The organism is Candidatus Cloacimonadota bacterium (genome assembly GCA_016932035.1).
In the GTDB taxonomy this organism is placed as follows: Bacteria; Cloacimonadota; Cloacimonadia; order JGIOTU-2; family JGIOTU-2; genus Celaenobacter.
This window is the reverse complement of sequence record JAFGDR010000025.1, coordinates 59,781-86,447: the sequence shown is the minus strand read 5'-3', so window position 1 is coordinate 86,447 and position 26,667 is coordinate 59,781. Positions and strand designations below refer to the sequence as shown.

Sequence of the window (26,667 nt, the reverse complement as noted above, 5' to 3'; positions counted from 1 at the left end):
CATTGAGTATCTAATTTGATACTCGTTGTCTTCCTTATCCTGATTCATCGATAGAAGACCGATGATGAGATAGTAAAACTTAAAGAAAAATTATTGGTTACAATTCTTATTTTCTAACTAATTAAATGATATAAAGTTGATTTAAAATTCTCAATACTAATATTTTAGTCATGACTATACAGCAAATCATCGATATACTGACCGCAGCATCAGACGAGAAGTCTATTGAGGGTATGAAACGTTTTGGGATAACTCCTGAACAAACATATGGTGTTAAAGTGCCGATTTTGAGAGCAATTGCAAAACAAACCGGACGAGACCATAAACTCGCTTTGGAATTGTGGAACATGAATACCAGGGAGACAAGAATTCTTACCTCCATGATTGAAGAAATCGAGTGTGTTTCTGAAGTGGATATGGAAAGATATATTGCTTCATTTGATTACTGGGAAATCTGTGATCAATTCTGTATGAACCTGTTTGAAAAACTCCCCTATGCCTATGAAAAAGCGATCGAGCTTGCACAGCGTGATGACGAGTTTGCAAAGCGAACCGGATTTGTTATGATGGCACGGCTTGCTGTGAGTGATAAAAAAGCATCAAACGAGAAATTTGAGTAGTTCTTTCCTTACATTCTTAAGGAGTCAACCGACAACAGAAATATGGTGAAAAAAGCTGTTAACTGGGCACTTCGTCAGATCGGTAAAAGGAATGTAACACTGCATAAAAAGTCAATAGCGCTTGCGGAAGAAATTCATGCAACTGATAACCCCACAGCTCGATGGATCGCAAACGATGCATTAAGAGAATTGCGCAATCAGAACATTATCAGAAGGTTGAAAAATGGATAACAATATCATTCATAAACTTATTATCAGAGAAGCATCTCAAGAGGATGTAGATATAATTCTCACTATTTGGGAAAAGGCTGACCTTACGTACAAACCAAAGGGGCGAGATACAACAGAAAATCTCCTGGCACAATTAAAACTCCCTCAAATCAGAATTTTTATCGGTTCCATACATAATGAAGATATTGCGACAATAATTACTACACATGATGGAAGAAGAGGGTGGTTGAACCGTTTAGCGGTCTTGAAGAAACACAGGAATCGAGGAATAGCACAGCAATTGATAACTTACTCCGAACAATGGCTCGCATCACAGGGAATACAAATCTATGCAGCGCTTATCGATGATCCTAATGATCCCTCGATGAATTTATTTAAAAAAGCCGGTTATGTGCGGCATGATGATATTATTTATTATACAAAGAAAATCCATCCGGAAGTGTGATCGTAAATTTCAAATGACAAATTTCTAATTCCTAACAAAAATCTTAATGCCGAATGTCAAATAATTGAGATACTATCTATTTTGTAAGTAAAATAAAAAATAACTATTTGATTTGATATTTTTAAATGAGAATAAAATGATTTATTTTTTTCTGCAAATAATTATCTGTTTTGGGGAATCAGAGGTAAAAGTTGTTCCATCGAAATCTCCGAATTTATCAACGATTTCGAAACCGTTGTAATACAGCAAATCATCCAGTTCCTGCGGGTAGTATATACGCATATTGAGTTCGACAGGAAATTCATCTTTCTTCCCGATCTTGTAATACCATGTTATATGATTGATCTGCGTTTCTTTATCGTACACATTATTTTCTGTGATCGTGACTTTATCATTGCTATATGGATCTTCGTATTCTGCAACAACAAATCTTTTTGTTGGATCACTCGTCAGAATTTCCAGTTTCGGATTAAAGATATCGATGAGGAAACGTCCCTGCTTATCGAGATGATCTTTTACTGAATTACAGAGTGCTTCAAAACTTTCCCGATCATGGATATGCGCAATCGAGTTAAACGGGATGAAAATGAATCTGAATTTTCTTTCAAGAGAGAAGTATCGACAATCTGCATGTATCAGGGTGCAGGTAAGATGTTCCCGCTGTACTTTTTCTTTGGCAACCTTGAGCATTCCCTTTGAAATATCTATGCCGGTAACATCTAATCCTTTTCGTGCAAGAGGAATTGTTAATCTGCCCGTACCGCACGCAAGTTCAAGAATTGGTTCGCCATATTTTTTTGCACTTTTTATGTAAAAAGGGATGTCATCAACGATCTCTACATGCTGGGAATCATAATGAAGACCATCGCGGTAGAGCGATTCAGAATCGATAGGTTTCATCAATACAGCTCTAAATACCTTTTAAGCTCCCATTCCGTAACCTGAATTCGGAACTCGTCCCATTCTTTGAATTTTGCTTCGAGATATCGTTCAAAGGTATGATCTCCAAGTGTCTCTTTAACCAATGGATCTTTTTTCAGTTCGTATAATGCCTGCAGTAAGGAGCCCGGAAGTGTATCGATCTTCAATTCTTCAAGTTTCGCATCGCTGAAATTATACACATCTTCTTCAACCGGTTTTGAAGGTTGGAGTTTTCCGGCTAATCCATCGAGACCTGCTTTCAGCATGACTGCAAATGCAAGATAGATATTGCAGCTTGGATCAGGACTTCGCAGTTCGAGACGTGTTGATTGACTTCTTCCTTCCTGGTATCGAGGAATCCTGATCAAAGATGACCTGTTCGTTCTTGCCCAGCTAATGTACACGGGTGCTTCATATCCTGCAACGAGGCGTTTATATGAGTTGACGATCGGATTGAGGATCGCAGTCATTCCTTTGATGTGTTTCAGTTGTCCTGCAAGATAATTGTAGGCAGTCTCCGAAAGGTGATATCTGTTCCTCTCATCATAAAATACATTTTGACCCTCGGCATTGAAAAGACTTTGATGAACATGCATACCGTTACCATTAACGCCGGCAAGAGGTTTGGGCATAAAGGTTGCAAGAAGATTGTATTTTTGTGCAATAGCTTTGAGGGCAAATCGTATCGTAGTAGCATTATCTGCGGTTTTGAGAGCATGATCATAACGGAAGTCGATCTCGTGCTGTCCGATCCCCACTTCATGGTGCGTAGCTTCAACATTGATACCGATACTTTGCAACACCGATGTCATTTCCCGCCTGATCTCGTATGCCTGGTCCATGGTCATATCAAAATAACCAGCAGTATCATGAGGTAATGCCTGTATTCCACCATCTTTTTTTAGAAGAAAAAACTCAAGCTCAGGACCTGTATTAAAGAAATATCCCAATTTTTCAGTTTCAGCTAATACTTTTTTCAGAATAAAACGGGGATCACCCTCAAATGGTGTTCCGTCCGGTCCATATACATCACAGATCAGACGTGCAGTATTACCGTATTCTGAAGTAAGCCATGGGATAAATGCATAGGTATTCGGATCAGGCATAAGGTACATATCGCTCTCTGCAATCCTGGCAAATCCTTCGATAGACGAGCCGTCGAACCATGTGCCATGATCGAGGGATGATTCGAGATGATTCACCGGGATTGTGATACTCTTTACCACACCATATATATCTGAAAACTGGAGAAGAATATATTTTACTTTCTCCTCTTGTACTTTCTTGAGCACATCTTTTTTATCCATAGTTTTCCTCATTATCATGTATTTTTTGAACAATCTCTTTCAAAATTTCTTTAATCTTTTTCAATGCACGTCCACGATGACTGATGATATTTTTCTCATCAATGGATAATTCTGCAAAGGTTTTACCAGAATCTTTAAGATAAAAAATCGGATCATAACCGAATCCCATATCACCTTTTTCCTCAAATCCGATATAACCTGGACAGCTTCCCTCGACGATATATTTATTATTTTTATTCATAACGAGTACGATTACTGTTTTGAACTCAGCATCTCGATTTTCGAGAGTGATATCTCTCATGTTTTGCAGGAGCAGATGCCTGTTATCAGCATAGGTTACATCTTCACCTGCATAGCGAGAGCTATATACTCCAGGGGCTCCGCTCAGTGCATCAACAAAAAGACCGGTATCATCTGCCATTGCCGGAATACCGGTTATCTCAAAGATCTCACGTGCTTTTTTTTCTGCATTTCCTACAAGCGTATCTTGATTCTCGACAACATCAGGAAATACATCGAAATCCTTATATGTTAAAATGTCAATTGGAAGATCATATAACAGTGCTTTGATCTCTTTTATCTTATCTTTGTTATGCGTTGCAAGGACGATTTTCATTGTTCTGTAATTTTTTTCTTAATCAATGCGATCAATTTATTATGTGATGAAAAAGGAATTTCTGGAAGCTCATCTATTGAACAGAACCGTGCATCCAGAGCATCATCACCTGGAGTGAGTGAACCACCTGTAATATTCATCAAAAAACCAAATGTTATCACTCGCTGATAGATCGATGAAATCTCAAAAAAGTAACCCAGGAATTCCACAGCATCTCCTGATAATCCAGTCTCCTCTTTGAGTTCATGAACTGCACATTCTTTAGCTGTCTCGTCGATCTCGATATATCCGCTTGGCAACGCCCACGCTCCGGGTTCTGGTTCATTTTTTCTTTTTACGATCAGGAGCTCATTCATATCATTGAGTACGACACAGGCAGAAGCAGGAATGGGATTGGCATAGTAGGTCCATTCGCAGAACGGGCATGTCAGACGAATTCGATTGTTCTCGTCTATCTTCTCTGTCAATTCCCTACCACATGACAGGCAGTATCGTGGTTTTTTTGTGTACTGCACAAGTGTTTTATACTCTTTCGAGGTACTGTCCTGTCCGCGTATCAATCTTCAGTATATCCCCTTTGTTGATGAACATGGGAACCTGAACTTCAAGACCGGTTTCAAGTGTTGCGCTTTTAGTTACATTCGTGACCGTATTTCCCTTAATACCCGGTTCGCATTCGGTTACTTCAAGATTTACTGTTGTGGGAAGTTCTATATAGATGATCTCATCATCTGTTTGGAAGAGTGCTATTTCCGTATTTTCCTTGAGAAGCAGTTTGTTATCTCCGATGAGTTCTTCGTTGATCTCGATCTGAGCGTACGTGTCCGGATCCATGACTACATAATGCATGCCGTCGTTATACAGGTATTCCATTTTCTTCTTTTCGATACGCACTTCATCAACCTTCTCTCCTGAGCGGAATGTATTATCGATAACCTGACCAGTTCGTACATTTTTCAACTTAGTTCGTACAAAGGCACCTCCCTTTCCGGGTTTTACATGTTGAAATTCTACAATTTCATATAACGCATCTTTAAACACGATGACCATACCGTTGCGAAAATCTGCTGTTGATGCCATACTTACTCCAATCTTATAATTCGTTTCTATGCGTCATTGCACTGGCAAGTGTCTTTGAGCTGGTATATTCAATATCGCCGCCCACAGGTAAACCTGTTGCAAGACGGGTGATCTTTATTTGTGGACCTTGTAGCTTAGATGTCAGAAAAGACATGGTTGTCTCACCAGCGCTGCTTGGATTTAACGCAAGAATTATCTCTTTAATACTGTTTTTTTCTATGGTTTCTTGTAATTTAGGAAAATTAATATGAGCCGGGCCAATGCCGTCCAGAGGGGAGATGAGATTTCCAAGCACGAAATATTTTCCGTTATAAACTCCCGTTTCTTCAATCAGATAGACATCCTGGGATTTCTCGACCACACAGAGTGATGCTACATCACGCTCATCATCTGAGCAGAACTGGCATGGACTTTTCTCTGAGAGCATATTGCATTGCTCGCACTTTTGGATCGAAGTGACCGAATCATGAATCAGTTCTGCAAGATTGAGTCCAATTTGCTTATCCTGGCTGATGAGGTAAAAAGCAAGACGTTCTGCTGTCTTTTCACCGATTCCGGGCAGTTGCTTGAATCCGTTCTTGAGCTCTTCTAATTTTCCTTCAAACATTATGCATTCAGTCCGGGAATTTTAAGTCCACCGGTTAAACCAGACATTTCGCTTTCGACCATTTCTTTTACTTTCTGCCTGGCTTCTTCAACTGCAGCAACGATAAGATCCTCAAGCATTTCTACGTCTTCGGGATCAACGACTTCTTTTTCTATCTTTATTGAAAGCAGCTCCTGATTACCGTTCATAACGACATTTACCATGCCGCCGCCGGCAGATGCTTCAACTGTTTTCTGTGCAAGAGCTTCCTGGCTCTCCATCATTTTCTTTTGCATCTTCTGGGCTTGTTTGAGTAAGTCCTGAAGACCTTTACCACCTTGGAACATATAGTGTCCTCCTGTAAAATCAATTGTTACTAACGCTGTGAAATTGTGAATTTGTGTCAAATTTCACACATACCGAATATGAGAGGATTTTTTATATTTTTAATTCAGTGCGTACTTCCTGTTCGATTCTTTGTGTATCAGCTTCTGAAACGTCGAGTTTTTTTGCAATTTTCTTTATTGTTGAGAACTCCTTCTCTGAAAATGTTTTATCTGCATACGCTACATAATAGCAAAGACGTACAAGAAACATCCTTTTATATGGATTCTTTTTATAGATCATATTAATGATCCGTATGATCTGATCAAGATTACATGCATTTTCTTCAAGCTCAGTTTGGAAATGATCAAAAAGATGATTAAGTATCTTCATTTCATCAGGACCGATCTCTTCTGCAAGTGTCTCATATTCAAAATGGCGCTGATTGAGCTGAAATTTGAGCTCCTTCATGATCATATCTTTTTCTTGCGCATCGACCTCGCCATCGGATCTGGCGACGTAGATCAGCAGAGCCATTGCACTGCTTACAAATGAGAAATCCTCGTATTCTTGTTTTTCTCTTTTGGTTTTCGGGATGAACGCTTTGCTTTCAAAGAAATCTTTAAGAAAATGTTCCTGTGAACCTTCTTGTGTTGTATGAAATATCGAACCTTCTAATGTTTGCCAGCGAGCCATAGCTCTCCTTTCTATTTATCTTGTGTTATTAAATAATTTCAAACTGTTTTAAACTTGTTGCAGAAACCTGGATGACGGTTTTAATGAGAAATACGACTGGTACTGCCAATAATAATCCAACCACACCAAAGGCATAACCTCCAGCAATAACGGTCAGTAAAACCCAGAGTGGATGCATGCCCAATCCTTTGCCTACAAGGGAGGGAAACAGGACATTGCTGTCTATCTGCTGCACAATTATGGACATCAGTATTGCATATATGACCATAACATTGGGCACCGGACTGAAAAGTATGACCAAAATCACAGGTACAAATCCTATAAAGGGACCAAAAAATTTGATTGGATTGGTCAGTCCAATAATGATACTGAGCGTTAAAGCATATGGAATTCCAAGTATCAACAGACCGATATATGACAGGAGTGCAACGATAACTGTCTCCAGGAGAATGGAACGGAGATATCTACCAAAGCTATCCTCAATTTTCTCAAACAGATAGATGGAGAATTCAAAATACCGATTCGGTATCCAGCTAAAGAAAGTTTTAAAAAGCTGCCGTTCATCTTTCAGCAGGAAGAAACATACAAAAGGTATCACAACCAGGAATGCAAGAAAGTTAATGATCCCGCTGAGAGAATTAATAAGGATCTGAGGAATTGCGTTGATCAAACCAATGAACTTCTCACCGAGTAATTTCGTATATTCATCAACATTGATAAAGGTGAATCGCGTTTGCAGACGGTCGACAAAGTTCGCCACACCATCGAGACCAAAGGATCGGAGTGTAAATGCTTCAGGATCTCTTATGACCTCTTTAAAGAATTTTGCAGCTTCTTCTGCCTGTGTCTTCACCTGTGGAATGATCACATTGATCAATATCACGATGAGTCCGATTATAATCACATACACGATGAGAATAGAAAGTGCTCGCGGAATATGAAATTTTTGAGCATAGTTAATGATAGGAGATATAAGATAGGCAATAATGCCCGATATCACAAGGTATGACAGGATCGATTTATAGAATAAAACACCTATCACAGCAATACCGAGTGTGAGAAATCCGATCACCCAGCGAACGATTTTTATTCTATCCATAAATCAACTCTTTTCGGACTGGTCGTCCTGTGAGTCTTTAATTTCCTGAAGCTGGCATTCACTATCTTTAAGTCGCTTCTTAAGGTCATCGAGTTCATCCCGTTTCTGCGCAAGAGTCATATTCGTATTTATAAGATGAGTACAGAGAACAGTAGAGAGTTTTCTCAGGATCTTACTTCCGGCACGTGGATACTCATCAATAAACCTGTTCATATCTCGTTTCGAAATTCCCAGGAGAACAGAATCTTTAGATGCAAGGATCGTTGCAGTTCGCTCTTCTTCGAGAAAAAGACCGACTTCACCAAAAAAGTCTTTCGGTTTAATCGTTTTAAGATTTTCACCTTCTGTTGAATCGAGAAAGGTTTGAAGTTCTCCCTCTTTTACAATATACATGACGACGTTGGGATACCCTTTTTTAAATACAATCTCGTCTGACTTGTAATGGCGTTCATACAAATGCTGTGAAAGATTCCTTCTCTCGTTTCGTGTAAGGTTTTCAAACAATTCAACTTCTGAGAGGAAGCGTATCAGATCTTTTTCCTCTTCAACCTTGTCTGTCTTCGGTGTGAAGAATTCTTTGAACTTCATTTAGATGCCCCCTTTTCATTGTTTCTGGCGGCTTTTAATGCTTTGATGAATTTTATGAGCCATAGGATAAATAATGTCAATAAAGCTATACTTGCAATCAGTGCACCCCATATTCCAAACATGCTGAGTGTTGTCACGATGACCCCCGCAAGGCAGATGCCGACAAGTATGCAAATTATTGCAGGTAAGAACTTTATGCCGAAAACGTATGCTGCAATGCTACCTGTCCATGCACCGGTTATAGGCAAAGGGATCATAACAAAAAGTATCAATCCAAGAGATTCATATTTTTTAATGACAGCACCCTTTCTACGTGTACGTGCAAAAAGCCATCCGAAAAATTTCTTGAATAGAGGCACCTTTTGAAGTAGATCGAGCCCGAATTTCAGGATAAGTAAAATGATCGGAATGGGAATAAAATTTCCTGCAACACCAAGAAGATATGCCTTCCACCAAGGCATTTTATAATGATGTATCGCCCATGGTATTGCACCACGGAGTTCAAAGATCGGCAGCATTGCCATAGACATAACGATAACTTCGTCGGATAGATTCTTGTCTTTGAAATACTGTGAAAACTTCTGCTGCTTCACCGGTTCCTCAGGTGGTTCATCGCAACCAAGTGCCACAGGTATACTTATAAGCACGATCATCACTAAGATAATAAACTTTATTTTTACCATCCCTGCTCTCCGATCAAAGGTACAAACTGACATCCGCCAAAACCCTCTTTCTTTATTTTCCCTTTTTCTTTGTGAATACATACCAAATCCTGAATAAATCTGCTTCCCACAGGAATGACCAACCGACCTCCCTCTTTGAGTTGTGAAACGAGGGCATCGGGTACATTTGGAGCTGCCGCAGAAACAACGATCGAGTCAAACAAAATTTCTTTCTCCTCGTCAGACTCCGGTATCCATCCTTTTGTGCCGTCTCCCTGTTGAATACTGATATTCGTGTATCCCAGTTTTTTTAGTAATACGTGTGCTTTTTCTGCAAGAGATGGAATTCTTTCGATTGAATACACTTTTTCGGCGACCTCGGCAAGTAGGGCAGTTTGATAGCCGGATCCTGTGCCGATTTCCAGCACAATATCCTCTTCTGAGAGTTTCATGCAATTAAGCATGAGTGCAACCATGTATGGCTGCGAAATGGTCTGTCCTTCACCGATGCACATTGGACCGTCACTGTAGGAATAATGATGCGAACCAGAAGGTATGAATAGGTGACGCTCTACTTTTCTGAATGCTTCCAGAAGCCGACTGTCAGTAATACCCCGAGCTTTTATCTGGTGCTCAACCATGCTGATTCGTTGTGCTTCGTAATCCATCTATTTAAATTATTATTATATGAGCAGGTTCTTTTCTATCCACTCTTTGATCTGTGGAAAGGAAGAATACTTGGTCATATCAATCGTGATAGGTGTAATCGAAACGCTGTTTTGCTGAACTGCATGAAAATCAGTTTCCACTCCACCTGTCCAATCAGGTGTCTGCCCTCCGATCCAATAATAGGGACGTCCTCGGGGATCATGACGCTCTTTAATAAAATCACTGTACACACGGTGTCCCAGTCTAGTAACTTTAAAACTATTCACTTCTTTCAAAGGAACTGGTGGAAGGTTTATGTTGAGAATCGAATTATCAGACATGATTGAGGTCAGGTCATTTTCCAGCATGTGAAGCAGAATCTCGGCACCATCTTTAAAATCACCTTTGTCTCGAAAGCCCATAGAAACTGCAAGCGCAGGAAGTCCGAGATTCATTGCCTCTATTGCTGCAGCAACAGTGCCGGAATAAAGTATGTCTTCACCCATATTTGGACCATTGTTAATTCCCGATATCACAAGATCGATTTTATCTTTTATGATCTTATGTGTCGCAAGGATAACGCAATCGGTTGGCGTACCGTCAACTGCATATTTATCCTCTTTGATCTTAAAAATGCGTAAAGGATGGTGAATCGTTAGAGAATGTGAAGCAGCACTTCGTTCTCTGTCTGGGGCTACAATCGTTACATGGTATTTTCTGCGTAATACTTTCGCGAGTTCACCAATTCCTTCTGCAAATACGCCGTCATCATTTGTTAATAGAATATTTTTCATAGATTATCAGTGATTAAAAGCCACAGTTTGCTGTCAATATTATTGAAGAATTGAGAATATATCAAATCCACAATTTATGATTATACTTACTTTTCTTGACTCCAACAAAGTCGAATTGATGTGTTGAAAAAATTGTATTATAAATCCATTATTCTAACTTATGAAAGGAATTTCTAGTGGATAAGATCAAAGAACTCGAAGAAAAAGTTCGCAATTCCTCAGGTGAAGAGAAAGTAAGATATTTGAACGATCTAGCATTCTCATTTTATAATCATGACCCAGAAAAGACTGAGAAATATGCAATGGAAGCTCTTTCTCTTGGTGTTGAATTAAATGCATCCGAGCAGATTGCCCGAAGTTACAATAACATTGGCATTTCATTCCATATAAGGGGTGACTATAAAAAGGCATTGCAGTATTATCATAAAGCCCTTTCAGCTTTCAAACAATTAGATTTAGATCATAAAGTTGCAGGTGTAAAGAATAATATTGGTGGCATTTATGAGAAGCAAGGAGATTTTGAAAAAGCTCTCAGGTATTACCTGAAAGCGCTAAAACTTTGGGAACAAGCTGACGAAAAGCATTATACGGCAGCAACATATAACAATATCGGAATTATTTATGAGAAGCAGGGAATGTATGATGAAGCGTTACACTATCACCAGAAATCTTTAAAAATAAAAGAAGATATAGGTGACGAGAGAAATATCGCAATTTCTTTATCTAATATTGGAGTTGTATATGAAAGACAAAACAAATCAGAGCTCGCTCTGGAATATCATCAAAAAGCATTGGCAATAAAAGAAAAACTGGGTGACCAGCGATCAATAGCTATCTCTTTTCACAATATAGCTAATATATTATTAAGTCAGGAACAATATGATACGGCACTCGAATATTGCCAGAAAGCTAGCAAAATTTTCACTGATATTAATGAATCGTATGGTCAGATAACTTCTCTAACAAGCCTTGGAATTGTCTTGGAAAAACTCGGAAAATTCACCGAAGCGGAAAAGCAACTCAAAAAATCCCTTGATATGGCTCGTGAGATAAAAGCGAAAGAATTGGAAATGAATAGTCTCAATTACCTGTCTGATCTTTTTGAGAACCAAAAAGATTATGAACAAGCACTACATTATCAAAGAGAATATTCTGTGCTTAAAGAGGAAATATTCAGTGAGAAAAAATCAAAACAGATCGCAGAAATGCGAACCAAATACGAGACCGATCAAAAGGAAAAAGAAGCTGAAATATATCGCTTGAAGAATGTAGAACTTGCAACTGCAAATGAAATGGTCAATATCAAAAACCGAAAACTCGAAAACCGTGAAAACCAGTTAAAGCTTGTTAATAAAATACTCAGGCATGATCTCATTAATAATCTTTCCGTTATCGATGCTGCCTTGAAGCTGTATAGAACTGACCACGATGAAAATCTATTTGTCGAGGCAACAGCTAAAGTTAAAAAAAGTATTGCATTAATCAATAAATTAAGAGTTCGAGAAGACGAAGTAACTTCTGAAGATCTAAAACTTATCGATTTTAATGAAATTATAAACAGGATAATCAAGCACTATCCGGAGATAGAATTCACAGTTGTCGGTCATGGTAACATACTGGCAGATGATGCGATTGACTCTGTTATCGATAATATTATTAACAATGCTGATATGCATGGTGAGACGTCCAAAATCGATATCTCAATAGCTTCTGAAAAAAGCATGAGTACTATTAAGATTGCTGATCAAGGTAAAGGTATACCCGATGAAGTGAAAGACAAGATATTTAATGAGGGTTTCATATATGGTGATAAAGGTAATACCGGTGTTGGTCTTTATATTGTTCGAGAATATTTGAAACAGTGGGGTGGGAGTATTACAGTTATGGACAATAAACCAAAGGGAATTGTTTTTACATTGACGTTAAGAAACTCATAATATAGTCAGTTTAGCAGCAACCTTTATATTTTGTAACATTAAACAACTACTTTATAATAACTGAAAATAAATATTATTTTATTTATTTTGTTGTATATTTACAACATTTTACTTGACATACTATACACAATTTGTTTTCAACACCTCCATGGAAATAAGAACGATATTCAATCGTATCGCAGTTTTACGAAAAGAGCGTGGACTCTCGCGAAAAGAGCTTGCGGATAAGATTGGAGTAAATTTTCAAACCGTTGGATATCTGGAGCGTGAAGAGTACAATCCGAGTCTCGATCTTGCATTTCGTATCAGTGAATGTTTTAATCTTCCTATTGAATTTATCTTTTCAACCAAACCAATGAAACCCCTCAGTGAAGAACTCATGAATCTTAGAAAAGGAATATAAAATGAATACACAAACCTATAGACATCGTTTTTCAGTTATATTGAATTACTTGGGGATTATATTAATGCTCATTATTTTCTATCTTGTGAAACTTCAGGTTTTGAAAGCTGCATTTTTGTTACTTGAAATACTGCCTTTATTCATTATTATTTTCAGTTTTCGAAACGCATTTATCAAAACCGGCATCTGGAAGATGACACACGCACCCGGCAAACAACTTGATGAGCGGGAGATGCAGGTTATTTTACATGCAACAAATATTTCATACAGTTTATTTGCAATCGTTGTTTTGATTGTTATCTATCTTTTTCTCTTATGCGGTTTTGGACAGATCGATGCAGTACTTGCAATATCAATTTTGTATATCGCGCACATTCTTCCGGCATCAATACTTTTATGGAATGAAAGAAACCATTCTCGCGATAAAGAGTAAAAGTTTATTAATTTTATTACTTGCAATATCAAAATATCGTATGTTGTCGTACTGATCAGACAAAAAATATTGAGATTGCAGGAATTTGGGAAGGCAAAGTTCAATTTACCGAATTCAGTATTTTAAATCATAAGTATGACCAGTATAGTATTTGTCTATTGAATGAGAATAAATAATATAAGTGTAAAACATAATAATCCTCTGAAGAAATAGTGGGATTGAAGAGACTTTCGGATTCATCGGGATGACCTCTGGTATTGGAATGTGTAAAAAAAAACTAATCTTGCTCAACTCCAATTTCTATGTATCCAAAATAAAATGGCGGGAGCGACGAGACTCGAACTCGCGACCTCTGGTGTGACAGACCAGCGTTCTCACCAACTGAACTACGCCCCCGCAGTGAGGATTGATTCATCGATCTGCAGAATGTGTGTCAAGTTTTTTGAAATCCCATAAAATATTTCTTTAATTGACTCATTTCAAACTCAAATTTGATTAAATATCATGCCAACTTAAGCAGTTTATTCTACTTGTGAAAAGAAAAATACAAACAACTATTTTTGTTGTGACTCAGAAACTTGACTGACACATTGCATTTGCTATCATTATCACAAAATCAAGGGGAGACCACTCATGAAAAAAGTATTACTTTTTTTTGTTTTGTTTGTTTTATTTTCAAGCAATCTTTGTGCAAACCAATACTATTCATTACATAGAAAAAATCCAAGAGCTTTTGGTATATTACCATCGATGAAAGAACTATCTCATCCGATAAAATATGAAAAAACTTTTGCTTACTCTTCAAAAAATCAACCTCAGATTGTACTTAATTTTGAAGGACTTGATAATCCAAACAATGTGCCGAATCCAGACACTCAAGGTGATGTCGGTCCAAATCATTATGTCCAGATCGTAAAAAGCTCATTTGGAATTTGGGATAAACAAGGAAATGTATTAGCCGGCCCAATCGACAACAGCCAGATATGGACAGCTATTCCGGGACCGTGGAACAATGAGGTGCACACCGACCCAATCGTCCTGTATGATGGTATCGAAGACCGTTGGCTTATTACAAGTATGGTGTATGATATTCCAACAGTGTATTGGGAGCTCATCGCTTTATCGCAGACTCCCGCCCCTACTCAGGGGTGGTATTGCTGGGCTTATGAGTTTGATGTCATGCCCGATTATCCTAAATTTGGCGTGTGGGATGATGCCTATTATATGACTATCAATGATTTCTATATCGATGCCTCATACAACTCGACTTTCGAAGGACAGACTGTTATGGCATTCAATAAAGAAGATATGATTACCGGAATAAGTGATCCAGACAATGTTCTTTTTCACTTTGATCCTGTCAGAGATGAGTTCTATCTAAGTTTGTCAAACCTGCTCCCAATGAATTTGGATGGACCAATGCCTGATCACGATGTGCCCTATTTTCTTGTCTGTGTGAAGGATAATGCCTGGGGTTTTAACACAGATCACCTGCAGATATGGCAATGTGATGTGGATTGGGATCATACTGCTTCAAGCACGATGACGTTATTCCAGGAAATAGAAGTTGATTCCTTTGATACGATCACTCCAAACATGAATTACGTTCATCAACCCGGGACCGGCACCCGAATTTTCTCCATGAATGATAGGTTGATGTTTCCACTTCAATATAGACACATTGATGGAAAAGATATTCTTATGGCGAATCATACTATCAACATGGGAAACGATATTGCTGCTGTACGCTGGTACGAGTTGAATAGAGTAGATTCTCTTTGGACAATCCATCAACAGAATACATATAATCCCCCAGACGGTTTGAGCAGGTGGATGGGAAGCATTGCAATGGACAAATACAAAAATATTGCTCTTGGATATAGCATTTCTGGCGATGCTGTATATCCATCTATTCGTGTAACCGGAAGAAAAAATAGCGATCCATTGAATGAGCTCACAGTTGATGAGATCGAAATTGTAACAGGAGGTGGAAATCAAATGACAAATACGCGCTGGGGAGACTACAGTATGATGTCTGTTGACCCTGTCGATGATCTCATATTTTGGTATACGCAGATGTATCTACCAGTTAGTGGGGCATTTGCATGGTCAACTCGCATTACTTCATTTATGATCAACACAGAAATATCAGTTCTTCCGGATCAACTGGTTTTTGAAACCATCGATGATTGCATAAACGGCAAGGAAACGATACTCTTCAACCTTTCATGGGATGATATTCTTATCGATAACATTCCTCAAAGTGGAATATTTCCCGGGACTGATGTCACGTGGTTTATCGAACCATGGACAATACAACTTCCCTACCTGCTGGAAACAATGAACACCTTACCATTGAAGATCAAGATTGATCCGGGTACTACAGAAATGGGTTATGTGGTAACAGAGATTCCCATTCTTGCAGAATTAAAAGACTATACTATTACTCTACAGGTACAGGATAGTCTCGTTTCTAACGATCCAGCAATGGAATTTTTTAATGAGATTTCAATATTTCCCAATCCATTTCAACTGAACAAAGATTCTCAGAACTATCTGAATATTTCTTTCAATACCATAGACAATGATAATATTTTTTTTTCTCTGTTCAACATAAAAGGACAATTGATTAATTCACAATCATATAATATTGAATCCTCAGGTGACCATCAGATAAGCATACCACTCGATTTGATGACACTAAAACCAGGCATGTATTTTTTACATTGTACGCCAGATCACGCACCAGCTATTTTCAAAAAGTGCATAATTTTTTGAGAAATGCAATTCAAAAAAAAGAACTTGACGCAAGAAACATGGCTTAGAGTTTTAATAGTATTAATTTCAGGGAGTAAGACATGCGAAAATTTGGAATTTTAGTAATAATCCTTGCACTTATATTCGGGTGCACATCTGAGAAAAAAACCACAAAGATCGAACTGGAATTCTGGCACGCAATGGGCGGTCCTCTTGGTGATGCCCTGGCGATATTAGTAAAAGAATTTAATGACACACATCCTAATATATTCATCAATGATATCAATATGGGTAATTACACTGCTCTATCCCAGAAACTCATGGCAGCAATAGTGGCAAACACGCAGCCCGATCTTGCTCAGGCATACGAAGCATGGATCGCAAAATTCATTGATGGAAACGCACTTGTTCCTATCGAGAAATTTATAAAAGGACCAAATGGGCTTTCTCAGGAAGAACTAAATGACTTCTATCCTGTCTTTATAAAGAGCAGCACCTTCAATGATACGATGTATGCATTCCCTTTCAATAAAAGTGTACGGGTGATGTATTATAACAAAGATATGTTCTACCGCAACGGGCTGGACATCGACAAACCGCCTGCAACCTGGGATGACTTCCTTGCGGTTGGGAAAAAACTCACCCAGGATAGGGATGGTGATGGCAAACTCGATCAGTGGGGAACAACCTTTGCGACCAATGCATGGCAATTTGAAAACTGCCTTTTAGAAGCAGGTGGACAGATCATGAACCAAGACCTGTCAGAACCTCTTTTCAACAGTAAGTACGGGGTTGAAGCAATGGACTACCTGTCAGGACAACTCAATAAATCAAAGATCGCTTACCTTTCAACCGGTTATGACGGACAGAATGATTTCCTTGCAAGCAAAGTAGGGATGGTAGAAGGATCGAGTGTGTCCATGGTGTATCTCCATAAAGGTGGCATTCCCTTCAATCTCGGTATGGGCGCAGTTCCCTATTTCCGCACCAAAAAGAGTCTTGTCAGTGGAACAAATATTGTGATATTCAAGAATGACACAGATCCGCAACAAAAGAAAAAGCAGGAAGCTTGCTGGGAATTCATAAAATGGTTTACCAGCCCCAAGCAAACTGCGAAGTGGTCAAACCTGACTTATTACATGCCGGTCCGAAAAAGCGCTATCGAAGACGAGGAAACTCAAGCAAAATTCAAAAAATATCCCGGACTGAAAAGCGTGTATGATCAACTTCTATATGCAGAAGTGGAACCCCAAACCGATGCATGGTTCGAGACAAGAAAACTTCTCGAAGAGCAGGTCATTGAAGCAGTGTTTAGAGGTCAGATCAGTGCACAAAAAGCGCTTGATAACCTTGCCGATAAAATGAGAGAGATATTGAAAGACGAATAGGTAAACCTTCCGAAATCATATCTTTTCACGAGAATAATGGCGTAGCAACCCTATGATATTCTTCGGTTGATACGGCGGAGGTGCAGGATGTCGTAGAAGACGTTAGAGAGTTTAGAATAGCATTATAAAAAAGAAAAATTTGACAGAAAAATTATAAATTACCATAAAAAAGTATAATGAAAAGGGATAAGCATGGAACACGGAAACTTTTTATCGAAATTTGTCACAAGAAGGACAAACCATGACATAGCTAACTAAAATATAAATATCGCATCTCTTATTTGTTCTACTTGTAAAATCGCCAATTTTATGAACACCAGAACTGGTAAGAAGGATGCGTCCCCTGTGGGGCGCACTTTCTTGCGTCTTGGTGTTCTGGTATGGCGATACCCACAAGTGAGGCGTAATGATTGTTGCGTCCTTTTTATATTCAGAAAAAAATCGGATGATAAAATGAAAGAAAAAAAGGAAACAAAAAAAATTATGAAAGGATGGATTAAGAATGATTAAATTAAAGAAAACCACAAAGAGGTTAAATTTAATTAATGAAATAATAAAAAAAATGAAAGAACATGATATTTTCAGTGAGTCTGTTAGTAGAAAAACTAATACAGAAAATATGATACAAAAATCTGTATTTTCAATGTTAGACAAAAGGTTGCCAGAAATAATTTCAAAAAATTACGGTATAACTGAGAGAAATGCAAGGAAACAAATAAAATATAATTTTATATTCGAGAGTAAAACAATTAAACCAGTGCCAAGTTTTAATTTTTTTGCAACGAATCACCGACCTGATGCAATATTGGAACTCAGAGATATTAGAATTGCATTTGAAATAAAAAAAGGAGAAAAGGGTAATTCGATTAGATCTGGTATTGGACAATCTATAGTGTATAGTACACAATATGATTTTGTTTTATACTTTTTTGTTGATACTACACCTGGATGTGACATCAATAGTTCTAAACATGGCGACAAGGAAAAAGAACTAATTAAATACTTATGGGATAACTACAACATAAGATTTTTTGTTGTGTAAAGAATGGAGGAATAAGATGAAAAAAACTAAAAAGACAGTAAAAGTTTGGAGAACAACCAAATTAATATTAACAGTTATTTGTTTACTAATTACTTTGCCATTATTAGCTGATAATTATACTCTTAGTTTCGATGGTGGAGCTGATGAAGTTGAGCTTCCTTCATTGGTTTTAAATGGATTAAATGAGTTTACTTTTGAAGCATGGTTTTATGCTGATGGTAATCAAAGTGGTTATTCAAATATAATACAGCATGATGGTAATTCTTACAGATTTTATATTCGATATAATGCCGGGATGGACAATTTTACATATGCACTAAAAATGAATTCAGCCCCAACTTCGCAAATTGTTATTGATGCACCAACTCCAAATAATTGGCATCATGTAGGATTTACATATGATGGGTCCAATGCAATTGCGTATTTAGATGGAGAAAATGTAGGAAATGGTACAGGAATAGGAACATACTATTGCTCAGGAATTGTATATTTAGGAAATTTTGAAAATGTAGAAGGATTTAGTGGTAACATAGATGAGGTAAGAATATGGAATACAGCTCGTACCGAACCTGAAATACAGAGTGATATGTTTACAGAACTTGTTGGGAATGAAACTGGTTTATACGGCTATTGGAATTTTAATGAAGGAACGGGAAACATTGCTTATGATTCAACAATAAATGGGAATGACGGCACAATTTATGGAGCAACCTGGAGCACGGATACACCTTTTAATATTATAGCCAATTTCACTGCAGACAAAATTTCCGGCTATGTTCCCTTAACTGTAAATTTTACTGACCAATCAACACCACCAGATTCTGTTATTTCTTGGGAATGGGATTTTGATAATGACGGAGTGATCGATTCCTACCAGCAGGATCCTTCTTATACATATGCTGATACTGGAAGTTACACTGTTTCACTTACTGTCACTGATGTAAATGATTCAACTGATACTGAAACCAAATTAGATTATATCATAGTTTTTGAAGAGCAAAACTACTCCGTTAGCTTTAATTATATGGACGGATATGCTTCATCAGATGCTTCATCCCAAACTATCTTCCAGAATGTATCTTCATTTACAGTAGAAGTATGGTACAAAAATCCAGGTATTGTATCTGGACCAAACAGTGGCTATACAAGTTGGGGAGCTATTATAACAAATTATAGGCGTCTGGATGGTGGTGATCCCTACAATAATTTTGCTCTCTATATGCATTCAAATGTTCAGCCAAATCCAGGTAAAGTTTCATTTCTTGGAGCCTTGTCTAATGAACAACTGGATGATGATGAATGGCATCATATTGCTGGTGTATATGATAATGATAATGGAATAGCGTATTTATTTGTTGATGGTGTATTAAATGATTCTAATAATGCTTCAGATGACTTTTTAAGCAGTTACAATAAGTTATATATCAATAACTGGGCACCGTTTGCTGGCGAATCTCATATGGATTGTGATGTAGCTGCCGTTAGAATTACAGATGGTGTGCGATATCAATCAAATTTCAATCCCAGCTTTCCGTTGACACCAGAAAATAATTCAATTGTTGCATTGGGCTTTTGTGCAGGTGGTGGAACTGTTCTCAATGATTTATCCGTCAATGGAAATAATTTTACACTTTACGATGGTTACACCTGGAATACTGATGTACCACCTATTGAACAAGAGATGCTATCATTGCCAACAGATGTATCTGGTGCTCCGGGGTCATCAGTTTCAATACCATTAACATTTAATAATACTGATAGTGTTGGAATTGAAGGCATTGAAGCAACTATATCATTTGATGAAACTATATTAGGATTTATGAGTGCTACTTTATCTGGGGGTGTATTAGAAAATGAAAATTATAGTATTCAAGCGAATGCAATATCTGACAGTGTAATTTCTATCTGGATATATGCAAATGGCGAGCTGTTTAATGGTGAAGGTGTAATTGCATTTATTGCGTTTAATGTTGATCCTAATGCAAATTGTGGTCAAACAACTGTTTTAGAATTTACTCAATCTGTACTAAACGAAAACCCCATAAATGCTGATAATGGTTTGTTCACTGTTGCTATGAATGCCTCATTATCTTTACCAACAGATATTAGTGCTTCCAACGGTGATTCTGTTTCTATACCTCTAATTTTAGAAAATCCGGATTGTATCGGATTAGAGGGAATTGAAACAACAATATCATTTGATGAAACCATATTAAACCCAATAGGGGCAACATTAACAGGTGGCGTGTTAGAAAATCAGAATTATGGAATTCAGATAAATATAGTTGGTGACACTTTATTAACAATTTGGATCTATGCCAATGGTGACTTGTTTACAGGCGATGGTATAATATCATTTCTAAATTTTGAAGTCGATCCGAATGCAATAAATGGTCAGACATCTGATTTGAATTTTACATTTGCGGAAATAAATGAATATCCGGTTGATACTACAAATGGTTTATTCACTGTTGTTGGCATATATGATATTTTTGGTAATATTGTTTACTTTAGTAATGATAATCCGATTGAACATACCCTTGTTAATTTTGATAATTCCAAATATCAAGCCTTTACTGATCCAGATGGTGATTATGAATTTTTAGAGATTCCGTATGGGAATTATATTAGTTTCGCATCAAAAGGAGATGACCTGGGTGGATTGAGTAGTATGGATGCTTCAAGAATAGCTCGTTATGGTGTAGGATTGTACAGTCTTACGGATTATGAAATAATTGCGGCTGATGTAAGCTTGAATGCAACTGTATCACCATTGGATGCTTCACGAGTAGCACGTTATGGTGTAGGACTTATAGACGAATTAAATGATGATAATATTCATTGGGTTTTTTCTGCTGATTCAGTTGATAGTTCGTATTGGCCACCAATAAATTATGAAACATTTAAATATTATACACCTCTGAACACAAATATGACTGATGAAGACTTTGTTGGTGTACGGCTTGGAGATGTTACTGGAAATTGGGCACCGTCAAAAAAGAAATTAATAACCGGAACAAAAGATATTTGGGCTACATTACCCGAAGTGACAGGAGCACCAACTGATACCGTAACAGTACCATTAGATGTATTTGGTTTAGAAAATCTTGAAGGAATGGACATTACGATAACCTTCGATGAACAAGTGATTGATGCACTCGGTGCAACACTTAATGGTGGCATACTGGAAAATGAAAACTTTGGATATCAAGTAAATACAAATGTTGATAATGAAATAGTATTATGGATTTATGCTTTAGGTGATCCATATTCAGGAAGTGGAACTGTTGCTTTCATTGATTTTGAGGTAGTTGGAGCAGTAGATGATTCAACCGATATTAACTTTACTCAGTTCGATGTGAACGAAGTTGATCATTTAGATAACACTGAAGATGGTTCATTGATGGTTGTACCATATAGCATAAATGGGAGTGATATTCCAAAAGAAATATTCCTTGGTCAGAATTATCCAAATCCAGTAAAGACTAATTCTGAAATATATTTTGGATTAAATAGAAAATCTGATGTTGATATTAGTATTTACAATTTGAAAGGACAATTAATTGAGATGGTTATTCAAGGTAGTTTTGATCCAGGATATCATTCAGTTAATTATTCAATAAAAAATCTACCTAATGGTATTTATTTCTATAAAATGAGTGTTAATGGAGTTGATAAAGAAATTAAGAAAATGATAATACAAAAATAGTTGGATATTCGATATTCCGTGTTGGATATTGGACATTCTGAATTTAGGTATATTTACTAAATCAACTCACTTAAAACTCGAAAAATCCTTTTCTCTCTACTTCTCCCACCTATCAATTGAAAACACCGGCTTATTCTCAAAGGTATCATGTCCCACAAAAATGATGTAAAGCCAGTCACCTTTTTCAAATTGCAGTTCATAATACTTCTTTCCATTTTCCACTTCGACCGTGAATTTTTTACCGAGTTTCTCTTCATAAAAAAGGGGCACTTTCTCATACTCATCAATAGTAAGGATAACCTGTGCCTGCATTGGTTCACCGGGAATTTGGTCATCACGCAATGGTGTAGTAATATCTGCAAGCACACTATTCGGATATATTGGGATATCCATAAATTTTTCCAGTTTTACAAGTTCATCGCTTCGCGCAGGTAATTCCTTTTCTTGCTGTACTTTTTTTGAACAAAAAGATAGAAAAATAATGAGTATTGCACAAAATACTGCAACGAATATTCTACTGATTTTCATTGCTCCCCCAAGATTTTTTTGGATTGATATATTTACATAATGGAATGTCAATTTTTTTGATTACATCTTTATACAACAAGTCGTATAATTGTTTTAATACTACTCTCTTCATCCCATTCCTTTCTTCCAAACTATAAAAGTTTATTTCTTAGTCGATCATCGTTATCACATTTTTGTTGGTGCAGAAATACCCAGCATAGTGAGACCGTTTTTGATCACAGTCTGCACTGCCTTACACAGGAACAAGCGTGCGAGAGAAAGCTCTTTGTATCTGTTATTAATAATTTTATATTTCTGGTAATATCTATGAAATTCTCCTGCGAGATCTATCAAATATGAAGTGAGAAGGTTCACGTCATAGCTAGAACTGATATGTGCAATAAGTTCGGGATATTTCATAAGATTGCGGATGATGTCCAATTCCTCTTCGTGGCTGAGGCGTTGCAAGTATTCCGGCTTGAAATCTGTTACTTTGAGCTTTTCTGTTCGGGCATTCTTCTCAATACTCGCAATACGTGCATGCGCATACTGTACATAATAGACCGGATTTTCAGCAGTGCGTTTTTTCGCGAGTTCAATGTCGAAATCAAGAGGTGTATTCGATTTTCTCATCAAAAAGAAGAAACGCGCTGCATCCGAACCGACCTCTTCGATAAGCTGCCGTAATGTTATGAGTTTCCCTTCTCGTTTGGACATCTTAACTCTCTCCTCATCGATGAGAATATTTACATGCTGCAACAGGATGAATTGCATAAGCGAAGGTTTATATCCAAGGATCGCAATACCTGCTTTCAGTTTTGGAATATGCCCATGATGGTCGGGACCTAGTATATCTATGATGCGGTCAAAGCCTCTTTTATACTTCGTAATATGATAGGCCAGATCAGGAACTAGATAGGTCACTGTGCCGTCTGAACGCATGATGACGCGGTCTTTTGAGTCACCAAACTCACTACTGCAAAGCCATACTGCCCCATCCTTATCATATATCTTTTCAGTCTCGGACAGATACGCAAGCACATCCTCGACACTTCCCTTTTGCCGCAATTCATTCTCCGAGATCCAGTTATCGAAGTTCACCTTAAAAAGTGCGAGGGTATCTTTCTGGTCATTGATGAGAATATCGAGAGCAATATCACGGATTCTTTCACCTTTATCTTTTTTAGAAAGTTGATGAAGCGCGACTCCCTCAGTTTCCAGTATTTGAGTAGCTATATCGGTAATATATTCCCCTTTATATCCCTCTTCCATTTCTTCGACCTGTATTTCCTCAAGGCGGTTCATCTCATTCTCGATCGACTCAACAAGTAACTCGATCTGATGTCCGGCGTCGTTGATATAGTATTCTCTCTCAACATTATAACCCTGAGAAAAGAGAATATTCGCAAGGGAATCTCCAAAAGCTGCAGCTCGGGCATTAACAACATTGAGCGGTCCTGTTGGATTTGCACTAACAAATTCGATAAGAACTCTTTTCCCAGCACCACGTTCGTGATTTGTTCCGAATTTCAATCCGAGTTTATTGATATCCTGAAGTGTTGAAAAAATAATCTTATTGGCAACGTGGAAATTTATAAAGCCCGGTTTCGCAGCTGTTACTTCAGAAAACATAGGATCGATACTCAGCTGACTCGCAAGCTTTTTTGCAATGGACATTGGAGGTTGTCCGATTTTCTTTGCAAGACTCAGCGCAACATTGGTTGCATAATCACCGTGATTTTTATGCTTGGGGTATTCAACATTTATTTTGGATTTAGGAGGAGCCTGCAGTTTCAGTTCTTTCAGCGCATCCCATATTTTTTCTTTGATTATATCTATCAAGGTCGCCTCACTTATGATTCCTGAATATTTTTTCTTTTACGAACCAGTTCTTCCCAGAGATCTTCAAGTTTATAGTAATCCCTGGTTTCCTTATCAAAAATATGCATAACTATGACCCCAAAATCGATCAGGATCCACATACCGTTTTCCAACCCTTCTTTATGATGAATGAGAATATTGTTCTTTTTAGCTTCTTCAATCACATACTTCCCTATTGTACGCGTATGAATATCTCCCTCACCGCTGCAAATAATGAGCCGATCTGTCAGGTCGGACGTCCCTTCAACGTCCAAGATGACGATATTTTCAGCTTTTTTATCCCGCGCAAGCTGGGTGATGAAGTCGAGTTTTTCTTGTGTTGTCGTATCTTTCATATACAATTATAATCCAAAAATTTTTTTATAATCCTTTCCTATGATTACGGTAAAATCATAGATAGAGAGCTCATTTATTTGCCTATATATCTTTTTAACAGGCACCTCTTTATATAAAATATCGAATTTCTCGTAATTCATATGCCTGATGACGATCACTGTTTTTTCATAAAGAAATTTCTCTGCATTGTCAAAAGACAGGACATCAAATCCCTTTTCGATAAGAACATTCCTGACAACTCGAGCCAATCCCTTCTTCCCGCATCCATTGAGTACTTGCAAGGTGATTTCATTATGTGGAATTGGTTCGGTATCCTGTTTTGCTTCATCCGGTAGAGTCCTTAAAAGTATCGTCAGGCATAGATATAGTATATTTAGAATAAAAAAAAAGCCAAGAAGATTTTTAGGAATTTCGAGAGTTTAAGACTCATATGTATCAAAAACTTTTTTCAATTTTTTATACGCTTCTTCCATGTTTTCGGGAATAACCCGCGTATTACCAAGTGTCGAGACAAAGTTCGTATCTCCTATCCATCGTGGTACCACATGAATATGAAGATGATCGGCAACGCCTGCCCCTGCAGCTTCTCCAAGGTTCATGCCAATATTCAGTCCATCAGGATGATATACTTCGGTGAGGACTCGTTCACAAAGTCTGGTCATTGTACCGAGTTCACACAGCTCTTTATCGGTCAGCTCCTGCAATCGGTCAACATGTCTGAATGGAACGATCATAAGGTGTCCATTGTTGTACGGATACAAATTCATGATGATGTATGTAAGTTTACCTCGCTTGAGAATAAGATGTCCTTTGTCATCATCAGCTTGAGGTTTATCACAGAAGATACAGCCACCCTCTTTTTCGCCGAGGATATAATCAAGACGCCAGGGAGAATAGAGTTTTTCCATATATTTATGTTCGTGCAATATACTCTTTTTCAAGTTCCTGCAACTGTTCTTTTGAGTTTATACCAGCCACTTCGATGGGATCGTGAACTTTCACAGCTGCGATCTGTTTTCCATCCTCCTTAAATAATTCAAGCGCATCGGTAAGATACATCTCGTTCTGGGAATTAACCTGTCCAATCTTGGGCAGGACAGAAAAAAGTTCCTGAGCATCAAAGCAGAAAATGCCTGTATTGATTTCATTTATTCTTTTTATTTCCTCTGAAGCATCTTTATGCTCAACGATCTTCTCTACATAGCCCTTCTTATCGCGAACAATACGCCCATATCCTGTCGGATCTTCAAGATCGACGGTGAGGACGGTAGCAACCGCGCGTTTCTCTATATGAACTCTAATAAGATCTTCGATTGTTTCTTTGGTCAGCAAAGGAACATCACCGGGCATGATTATGACTGTTCCATCAAAATCCTTAAAGAAATCCCTTGTTACATACACTGCATGCCCTGTTCCAAGCTGTTGTTTCTGTTCCACAAAGGTGAGGTTATCAAAACCAGACAGGCATTTCTGTACGACTTCTTTTTTGTATCCTACAACCACAATGAGTTTCTCGGGATTGAAATATTCTGCAGTGGTTACAACACGTTCAACCAGCGGCTTTCCGGCAAGAAGATGTGCAACTTTTGGCAGGTCGGATTTCATGCGAACACCCTTGCCTGCTGCTAAAATGATTATCGATGTTTCTTTTTTCATA

Annotated in this window: 27 protein-coding genes, 1 tRNA gene and 1 pseudogene; 9 read left to right on the top strand and 20 right to left on the bottom strand. The window is 37.7% G+C overall.

All coding sequences use genetic code 11. The annotated features are described in order from the left end of the window. Window positions 1-170: 170 nt before the first annotated feature. Together JW794_04280 and JW794_04275 are read left to right on the top strand one after the other, a co-directional pair. Window positions 171-851, top strand: a pseudogene (locus JW794_04280) (DNA alkylation repair protein). Then, window positions 844-1,296: a GNAT family N-acetyltransferase gene (locus tag JW794_04275; protein MBN2017332.1), complete on the top strand. Its 453-nt coding sequence runs from the start codon at window positions 844-846 to the stop codon at window positions 1,294-1,296. The pseudogene JW794_04280 and the gene JW794_04275 overlap by 8 nt, the downstream one beginning before the upstream one ends. A gap of 141 nt (window positions 1,297-1,437) precedes the next feature. Here JW794_04275 and JW794_04270 read toward each other — a convergent pair whose 3' ends face one another. The 13 genes from JW794_04270 to surE all read right to left on the bottom strand — a co-directional run bounded on the left by JW794_04270 (window position 1,438) and on the right by surE (window position 10,617). Further along, window positions 1,438-2,196: a class I SAM-dependent methyltransferase gene (locus JW794_04270; GenBank protein MBN2017331.1), complete on the bottom strand. Its 759-nt coding sequence runs from the start codon at window positions 2,194-2,196 to the stop codon at window positions 1,438-1,440. Next, entirely contained in the window at window positions 2,196-3,524 is a 1,329-nt protein-coding gene (locus tag JW794_04265; GenBank protein MBN2017330.1) for a glutamine synthetase, read from the bottom strand. The genes JW794_04270 and JW794_04265 overlap by 1 nt, the downstream gene beginning before the upstream one ends. Continuing rightward, complete coding sequence (rdgB, locus tag JW794_04260) at window positions 3,517-4,140, bottom strand: RdgB/HAM1 family non-canonical purine NTP pyrophosphatase (protein ID MBN2017329.1); 624 nt, start codon at window positions 4,138-4,140, stop codon at window positions 3,517-3,519. The genes JW794_04265 and rdgB overlap by 8 nt, the downstream gene beginning before the upstream one ends. Then, window positions 4,137-4,655 carry an NUDIX hydrolase gene (locus JW794_04255; GenBank protein MBN2017328.1) on the bottom strand — a complete coding sequence of 173 codons (519 nt, stop codon included), beginning with the start codon at window positions 4,653-4,655 and terminating at the stop codon, window positions 4,137-4,139. The genes rdgB and JW794_04255 overlap by 4 nt, the downstream gene beginning before the upstream one ends. A gap of 7 nt (window positions 4,656-4,662) precedes the next feature. Further along, window positions 4,663-5,220: an elongation factor P gene (efp, locus tag JW794_04250; protein MBN2017327.1), complete on the bottom strand. Its 558-nt coding sequence runs from the start codon at window positions 5,218-5,220 to the stop codon at window positions 4,663-4,665. 13 nt (window positions 5,221-5,233) lie between these two features. After that, complete coding sequence (gene recR / locus JW794_04245) at window positions 5,234-5,827, bottom strand: recombination protein RecR (protein ID MBN2017326.1); 594 nt, start codon at window positions 5,825-5,827, stop codon at window positions 5,234-5,236. Beyond that, window positions 5,827-6,153, bottom strand: coding sequence for a YbaB/EbfC family nucleoid-associated protein (locus JW794_04240; protein MBN2017325.1), 327 nt, complete (start codon window positions 6,151-6,153; stop codon window positions 5,827-5,829). Before JW794_04240 ends, recR begins: the two co-directional genes overlap by 1 nt. 91 nt (window positions 6,154-6,244) lie before the next feature. After that, window positions 6,245-6,826, bottom strand: coding sequence for a TerB family tellurite resistance protein (locus tag JW794_04235; protein MBN2017324.1), 582 nt, complete (start codon window positions 6,824-6,826; stop codon window positions 6,245-6,247). Between the two features lie 28 nt (window positions 6,827-6,854). Continuing rightward, complete coding sequence (locus JW794_04230) at window positions 6,855-7,925, bottom strand: AI-2E family transporter (protein ID MBN2017323.1); 1,071 nt, start codon at window positions 7,923-7,925, stop codon at window positions 6,855-6,857. A gap of 3 nt (window positions 7,926-7,928) precedes the next feature. Beyond that, the gene (locus JW794_04225) at window positions 7,929-8,513 is read right to left on the bottom strand and encodes a cyclic nucleotide-binding domain-containing protein (protein MBN2017322.1); all 585 of its coding nucleotides are present in this window, start codon (window positions 8,511-8,513) and stop codon (window positions 7,929-7,931) included. Beyond that, window positions 8,510-9,196 carry a small multi-drug export protein gene (locus JW794_04220; GenBank protein MBN2017321.1) on the bottom strand — a complete coding sequence of 229 codons (687 nt, stop codon included), beginning with the start codon at window positions 9,194-9,196 and terminating at the stop codon, window positions 8,510-8,512. The genes JW794_04225 and JW794_04220 overlap by 4 nt, the downstream gene beginning before the upstream one ends. After that, window positions 9,190-9,843 (bottom strand): protein-L-isoaspartate(D-aspartate) O-methyltransferase, encoded by a 654-nt coding sequence (locus JW794_04215; protein ID MBN2017320.1) that lies wholly within the window; start codon window positions 9,841-9,843, stop codon window positions 9,190-9,192. Before JW794_04215 ends, JW794_04220 begins: the two co-directional genes overlap by 7 nt. Window positions 9,844-9,858: 15 nt before the next feature. Then, window positions 9,859-10,617, bottom strand: coding sequence for a 5'/3'-nucleotidase SurE (gene surE, locus JW794_04210; protein ID MBN2017319.1), 759 nt, complete (start codon window positions 10,615-10,617; stop codon window positions 9,859-9,861). A gap of 176 nt (window positions 10,618-10,793) precedes the next feature. Between surE and JW794_04205 the strand changes: the two genes are divergently transcribed. The 3 genes from JW794_04205 (at window position 10,794) to JW794_04195 (ending at window position 13,390) form a co-directional block, all read left to right on the top strand. Continuing rightward, window positions 10,794-12,554 carry a tetratricopeptide repeat-containing sensor histidine kinase gene (locus JW794_04205; protein MBN2017318.1) on the top strand — a complete coding sequence of 587 codons (1,761 nt, stop codon included), beginning with the start codon at window positions 10,794-10,796 and terminating at the stop codon, window positions 12,552-12,554. Window positions 12,555-12,702: 148 nt separating this feature from the next. Beyond that, window positions 12,703-12,957: a helix-turn-helix transcriptional regulator gene (locus JW794_04200; GenBank protein MBN2017317.1), complete on the top strand. Its 255-nt coding sequence runs from the start codon at window positions 12,703-12,705 to the stop codon at window positions 12,955-12,957. A gap of 1 nt (window position 12,958) precedes the next feature. Next, the gene (locus JW794_04195) at window positions 12,959-13,390 is read left to right on the top strand and encodes a hypothetical protein (GenBank protein MBN2017316.1); all 432 of its coding nucleotides are present in this window, start codon (window positions 12,959-12,961) and stop codon (window positions 13,388-13,390) included. A gap of 319 nt (window positions 13,391-13,709) precedes the next feature. Here JW794_04195 and JW794_04190 read toward each other — a convergent pair. Beyond that, a tRNA-Asp gene (locus JW794_04190) sits at window positions 13,710-13,786 on the bottom strand. A gap of 237 nt (window positions 13,787-14,023) precedes the next feature. Between JW794_04190 and JW794_04185 the strand changes: the two genes are divergently transcribed. The 4 genes from JW794_04185 (at window position 14,024) to JW794_04170 (ending at window position 22,286) form a co-directional block, all read left to right on the top strand. Continuing rightward, a complete protein-coding gene (locus JW794_04185; GenBank protein MBN2017315.1) occupies window positions 14,024-16,168 on the top strand; it encodes a T9SS type A sorting domain-containing protein in 2,145 nt (714 codons plus the stop codon). Window positions 16,169-16,248: 80 nt separating this feature from the next. Next, complete coding sequence (locus JW794_04180) at window positions 16,249-17,535, top strand: ABC transporter substrate-binding protein (protein ID MBN2017314.1); 1,287 nt, start codon at window positions 16,249-16,251, stop codon at window positions 17,533-17,535. A 502-nt stretch (window positions 17,536-18,037) separates the two neighbouring features. Next, window positions 18,038-18,577: a hypothetical protein gene (locus tag JW794_04175; GenBank protein MBN2017313.1), complete on the top strand. Its 540-nt coding sequence runs from the start codon at window positions 18,038-18,040 to the stop codon at window positions 18,575-18,577. Between the two features lie 16 nt (window positions 18,578-18,593). Beyond that, window positions 18,594-22,286, top strand: coding sequence for a PKD domain-containing protein (locus JW794_04170; protein ID MBN2017312.1), 3,693 nt, complete (start codon window positions 18,594-18,596; stop codon window positions 22,284-22,286). Between the two features lie 96 nt (window positions 22,287-22,382). Here JW794_04170 and JW794_04165 read toward each other — a convergent pair whose 3' ends face one another. From JW794_04165 to JW794_04140, 6 genes are all read right to left on the bottom strand, one after another. Continuing rightward, window positions 22,383-22,814 (bottom strand): hypothetical protein, encoded by a 432-nt coding sequence (locus JW794_04165; protein MBN2017311.1) that lies wholly within the window; start codon window positions 22,812-22,814, stop codon window positions 22,383-22,385. A gap of 165 nt (window positions 22,815-22,979) precedes the next feature. Next, window positions 22,980-24,635 (bottom strand): arginine--tRNA ligase, encoded by a 1,656-nt coding sequence (locus JW794_04160; GenBank protein ID MBN2017310.1) that lies wholly within the window; start codon window positions 24,633-24,635, stop codon window positions 22,980-22,982. An 11-nt stretch (window positions 24,636-24,646) separates the two neighbouring features. Beyond that, complete coding sequence (gene rsfS, locus JW794_04155; protein MBN2017309.1) at window positions 24,647-25,009, bottom strand: ribosome silencing factor; 363 nt, start codon at window positions 25,007-25,009, stop codon at window positions 24,647-24,649. A gap of 6 nt (window positions 25,010-25,015) precedes the next feature. Then, on the bottom strand, window positions 25,016-25,291 hold the full coding sequence (locus JW794_04150; GenBank protein ID MBN2017308.1) for a LytR C-terminal domain-containing protein: 276 nt from the start codon (window positions 25,289-25,291) through the stop codon (window positions 25,016-25,018). Between the two features lie 138 nt (window positions 25,292-25,429). Next, the gene (locus tag JW794_04145) at window positions 25,430-25,918 is read right to left on the bottom strand and encodes an HIT domain-containing protein (GenBank protein ID MBN2017307.1); all 489 of its coding nucleotides are present in this window, start codon (window positions 25,916-25,918) and stop codon (window positions 25,430-25,432) included. A gap of 4 nt (window positions 25,919-25,922) precedes the next feature. After that, window positions 25,923-26,666 (bottom strand): NTP transferase domain-containing protein, encoded by a 744-nt coding sequence (locus JW794_04140; GenBank protein MBN2017306.1) that lies wholly within the window; start codon window positions 26,664-26,666, stop codon window positions 25,923-25,925. Window position 26,667: the final 1 nt, after the last annotated feature.

Coding starts and splice junctions, on each gene's coding strand:
- JW794_04275 (MBN2017332.1), top strand. CDS start 844: ATGGATAACAATATCATTCATAAACTTATTATCAGAGAAGCATCTCAA.
- JW794_04270 (MBN2017331.1), bottom strand. CDS start 2,196: ATGAAACCTATCGATTCTGAATCGCTCTACCGCGATGGTCTTCATTAT.
- JW794_04265 (MBN2017330.1), bottom strand. CDS start 3,524: ATGGATAAAAAAGATGTGCTCAAGAAAGTACAAGAGGAGAAAGTAAAA.
- rdgB (MBN2017329.1), bottom strand. CDS start 4,140: ATGAAAATCGTCCTTGCAACGCATAACAAAGATAAGATAAAAGAGATC.
- efp (MBN2017327.1), bottom strand. CDS start 5,220: ATGGCATCAACAGCAGATTTTCGCAACGGTATGGTCATCGTGTTTAAA.
- recR (MBN2017326.1), bottom strand. CDS start 5,827: ATGTTTGAAGGAAAATTAGAAGAGCTCAAGAACGGATTCAAGCAACTG.
- JW794_04240 (MBN2017325.1), bottom strand. CDS start 6,153: ATGTTCCAAGGTGGTAAAGGTCTTCAGGACTTACTCAAACAAGCCCAG.
- JW794_04235 (MBN2017324.1), bottom strand. CDS start 6,826: ATGGCTCGCTGGCAAACATTAGAAGGTTCGATATTTCATACAACACAA.
- JW794_04230 (MBN2017323.1), bottom strand. CDS start 7,925: ATGGATAGAATAAAAATCGTTCGCTGGGTGATCGGATTTCTCACACTC.
- JW794_04225 (MBN2017322.1), bottom strand. CDS start 8,513: ATGAAGTTCAAAGAATTCTTCACACCGAAGACAGACAAGGTTGAAGAG.
- JW794_04220 (MBN2017321.1), bottom strand. CDS start 9,196: ATGGTAAAAATAAAGTTTATTATCTTAGTGATGATCGTGCTTATAAGT.
- JW794_04215 (MBN2017320.1), bottom strand. CDS start 9,843: ATGGATTACGAAGCACAACGAATCAGCATGGTTGAGCACCAGATAAAA.
- surE (MBN2017319.1), bottom strand. CDS start 10,617: ATGAAAAATATTCTATTAACAAATGATGACGGCGTATTTGCAGAAGGA.
- JW794_04200 (MBN2017317.1), top strand. CDS start 12,703: ATGGAAATAAGAACGATATTCAATCGTATCGCAGTTTTACGAAAAGAG.
- JW794_04195 (MBN2017316.1), top strand. CDS start 12,959: ATGAATACACAAACCTATAGACATCGTTTTTCAGTTATATTGAATTAC.
- JW794_04185 (MBN2017315.1), top strand. CDS start 14,024: ATGAAAAAAGTATTACTTTTTTTTGTTTTGTTTGTTTTATTTTCAAGC.
- JW794_04180 (MBN2017314.1), top strand. CDS start 16,249: ATGCGAAAATTTGGAATTTTAGTAATAATCCTTGCACTTATATTCGGG.
- JW794_04175 (MBN2017313.1), top strand. CDS start 18,038: ATGATTAAATTAAAGAAAACCACAAAGAGGTTAAATTTAATTAATGAA.
- JW794_04170 (MBN2017312.1), top strand. CDS start 18,594: ATGAAAAAAACTAAAAAGACAGTAAAAGTTTGGAGAACAACCAAATTA.
- JW794_04165 (MBN2017311.1), bottom strand. CDS start 22,814: ATGAAAATCAGTAGAATATTCGTTGCAGTATTTTGTGCAATACTCATT.
- rsfS (MBN2017309.1), bottom strand. CDS start 25,009: ATGAAAGATACGACAACACAAGAAAAACTCGACTTCATCACCCAGCTT.
- JW794_04145 (MBN2017307.1), bottom strand. CDS start 25,918: ATGGAAAAACTCTATTCTCCCTGGCGTCTTGATTATATCCTCGGCGAA.
- JW794_04140 (MBN2017306.1), bottom strand. CDS start 26,666: ATGAAAAAAGAAACATCGATAATCATTTTAGCAGCAGGCAAGGGTGTT.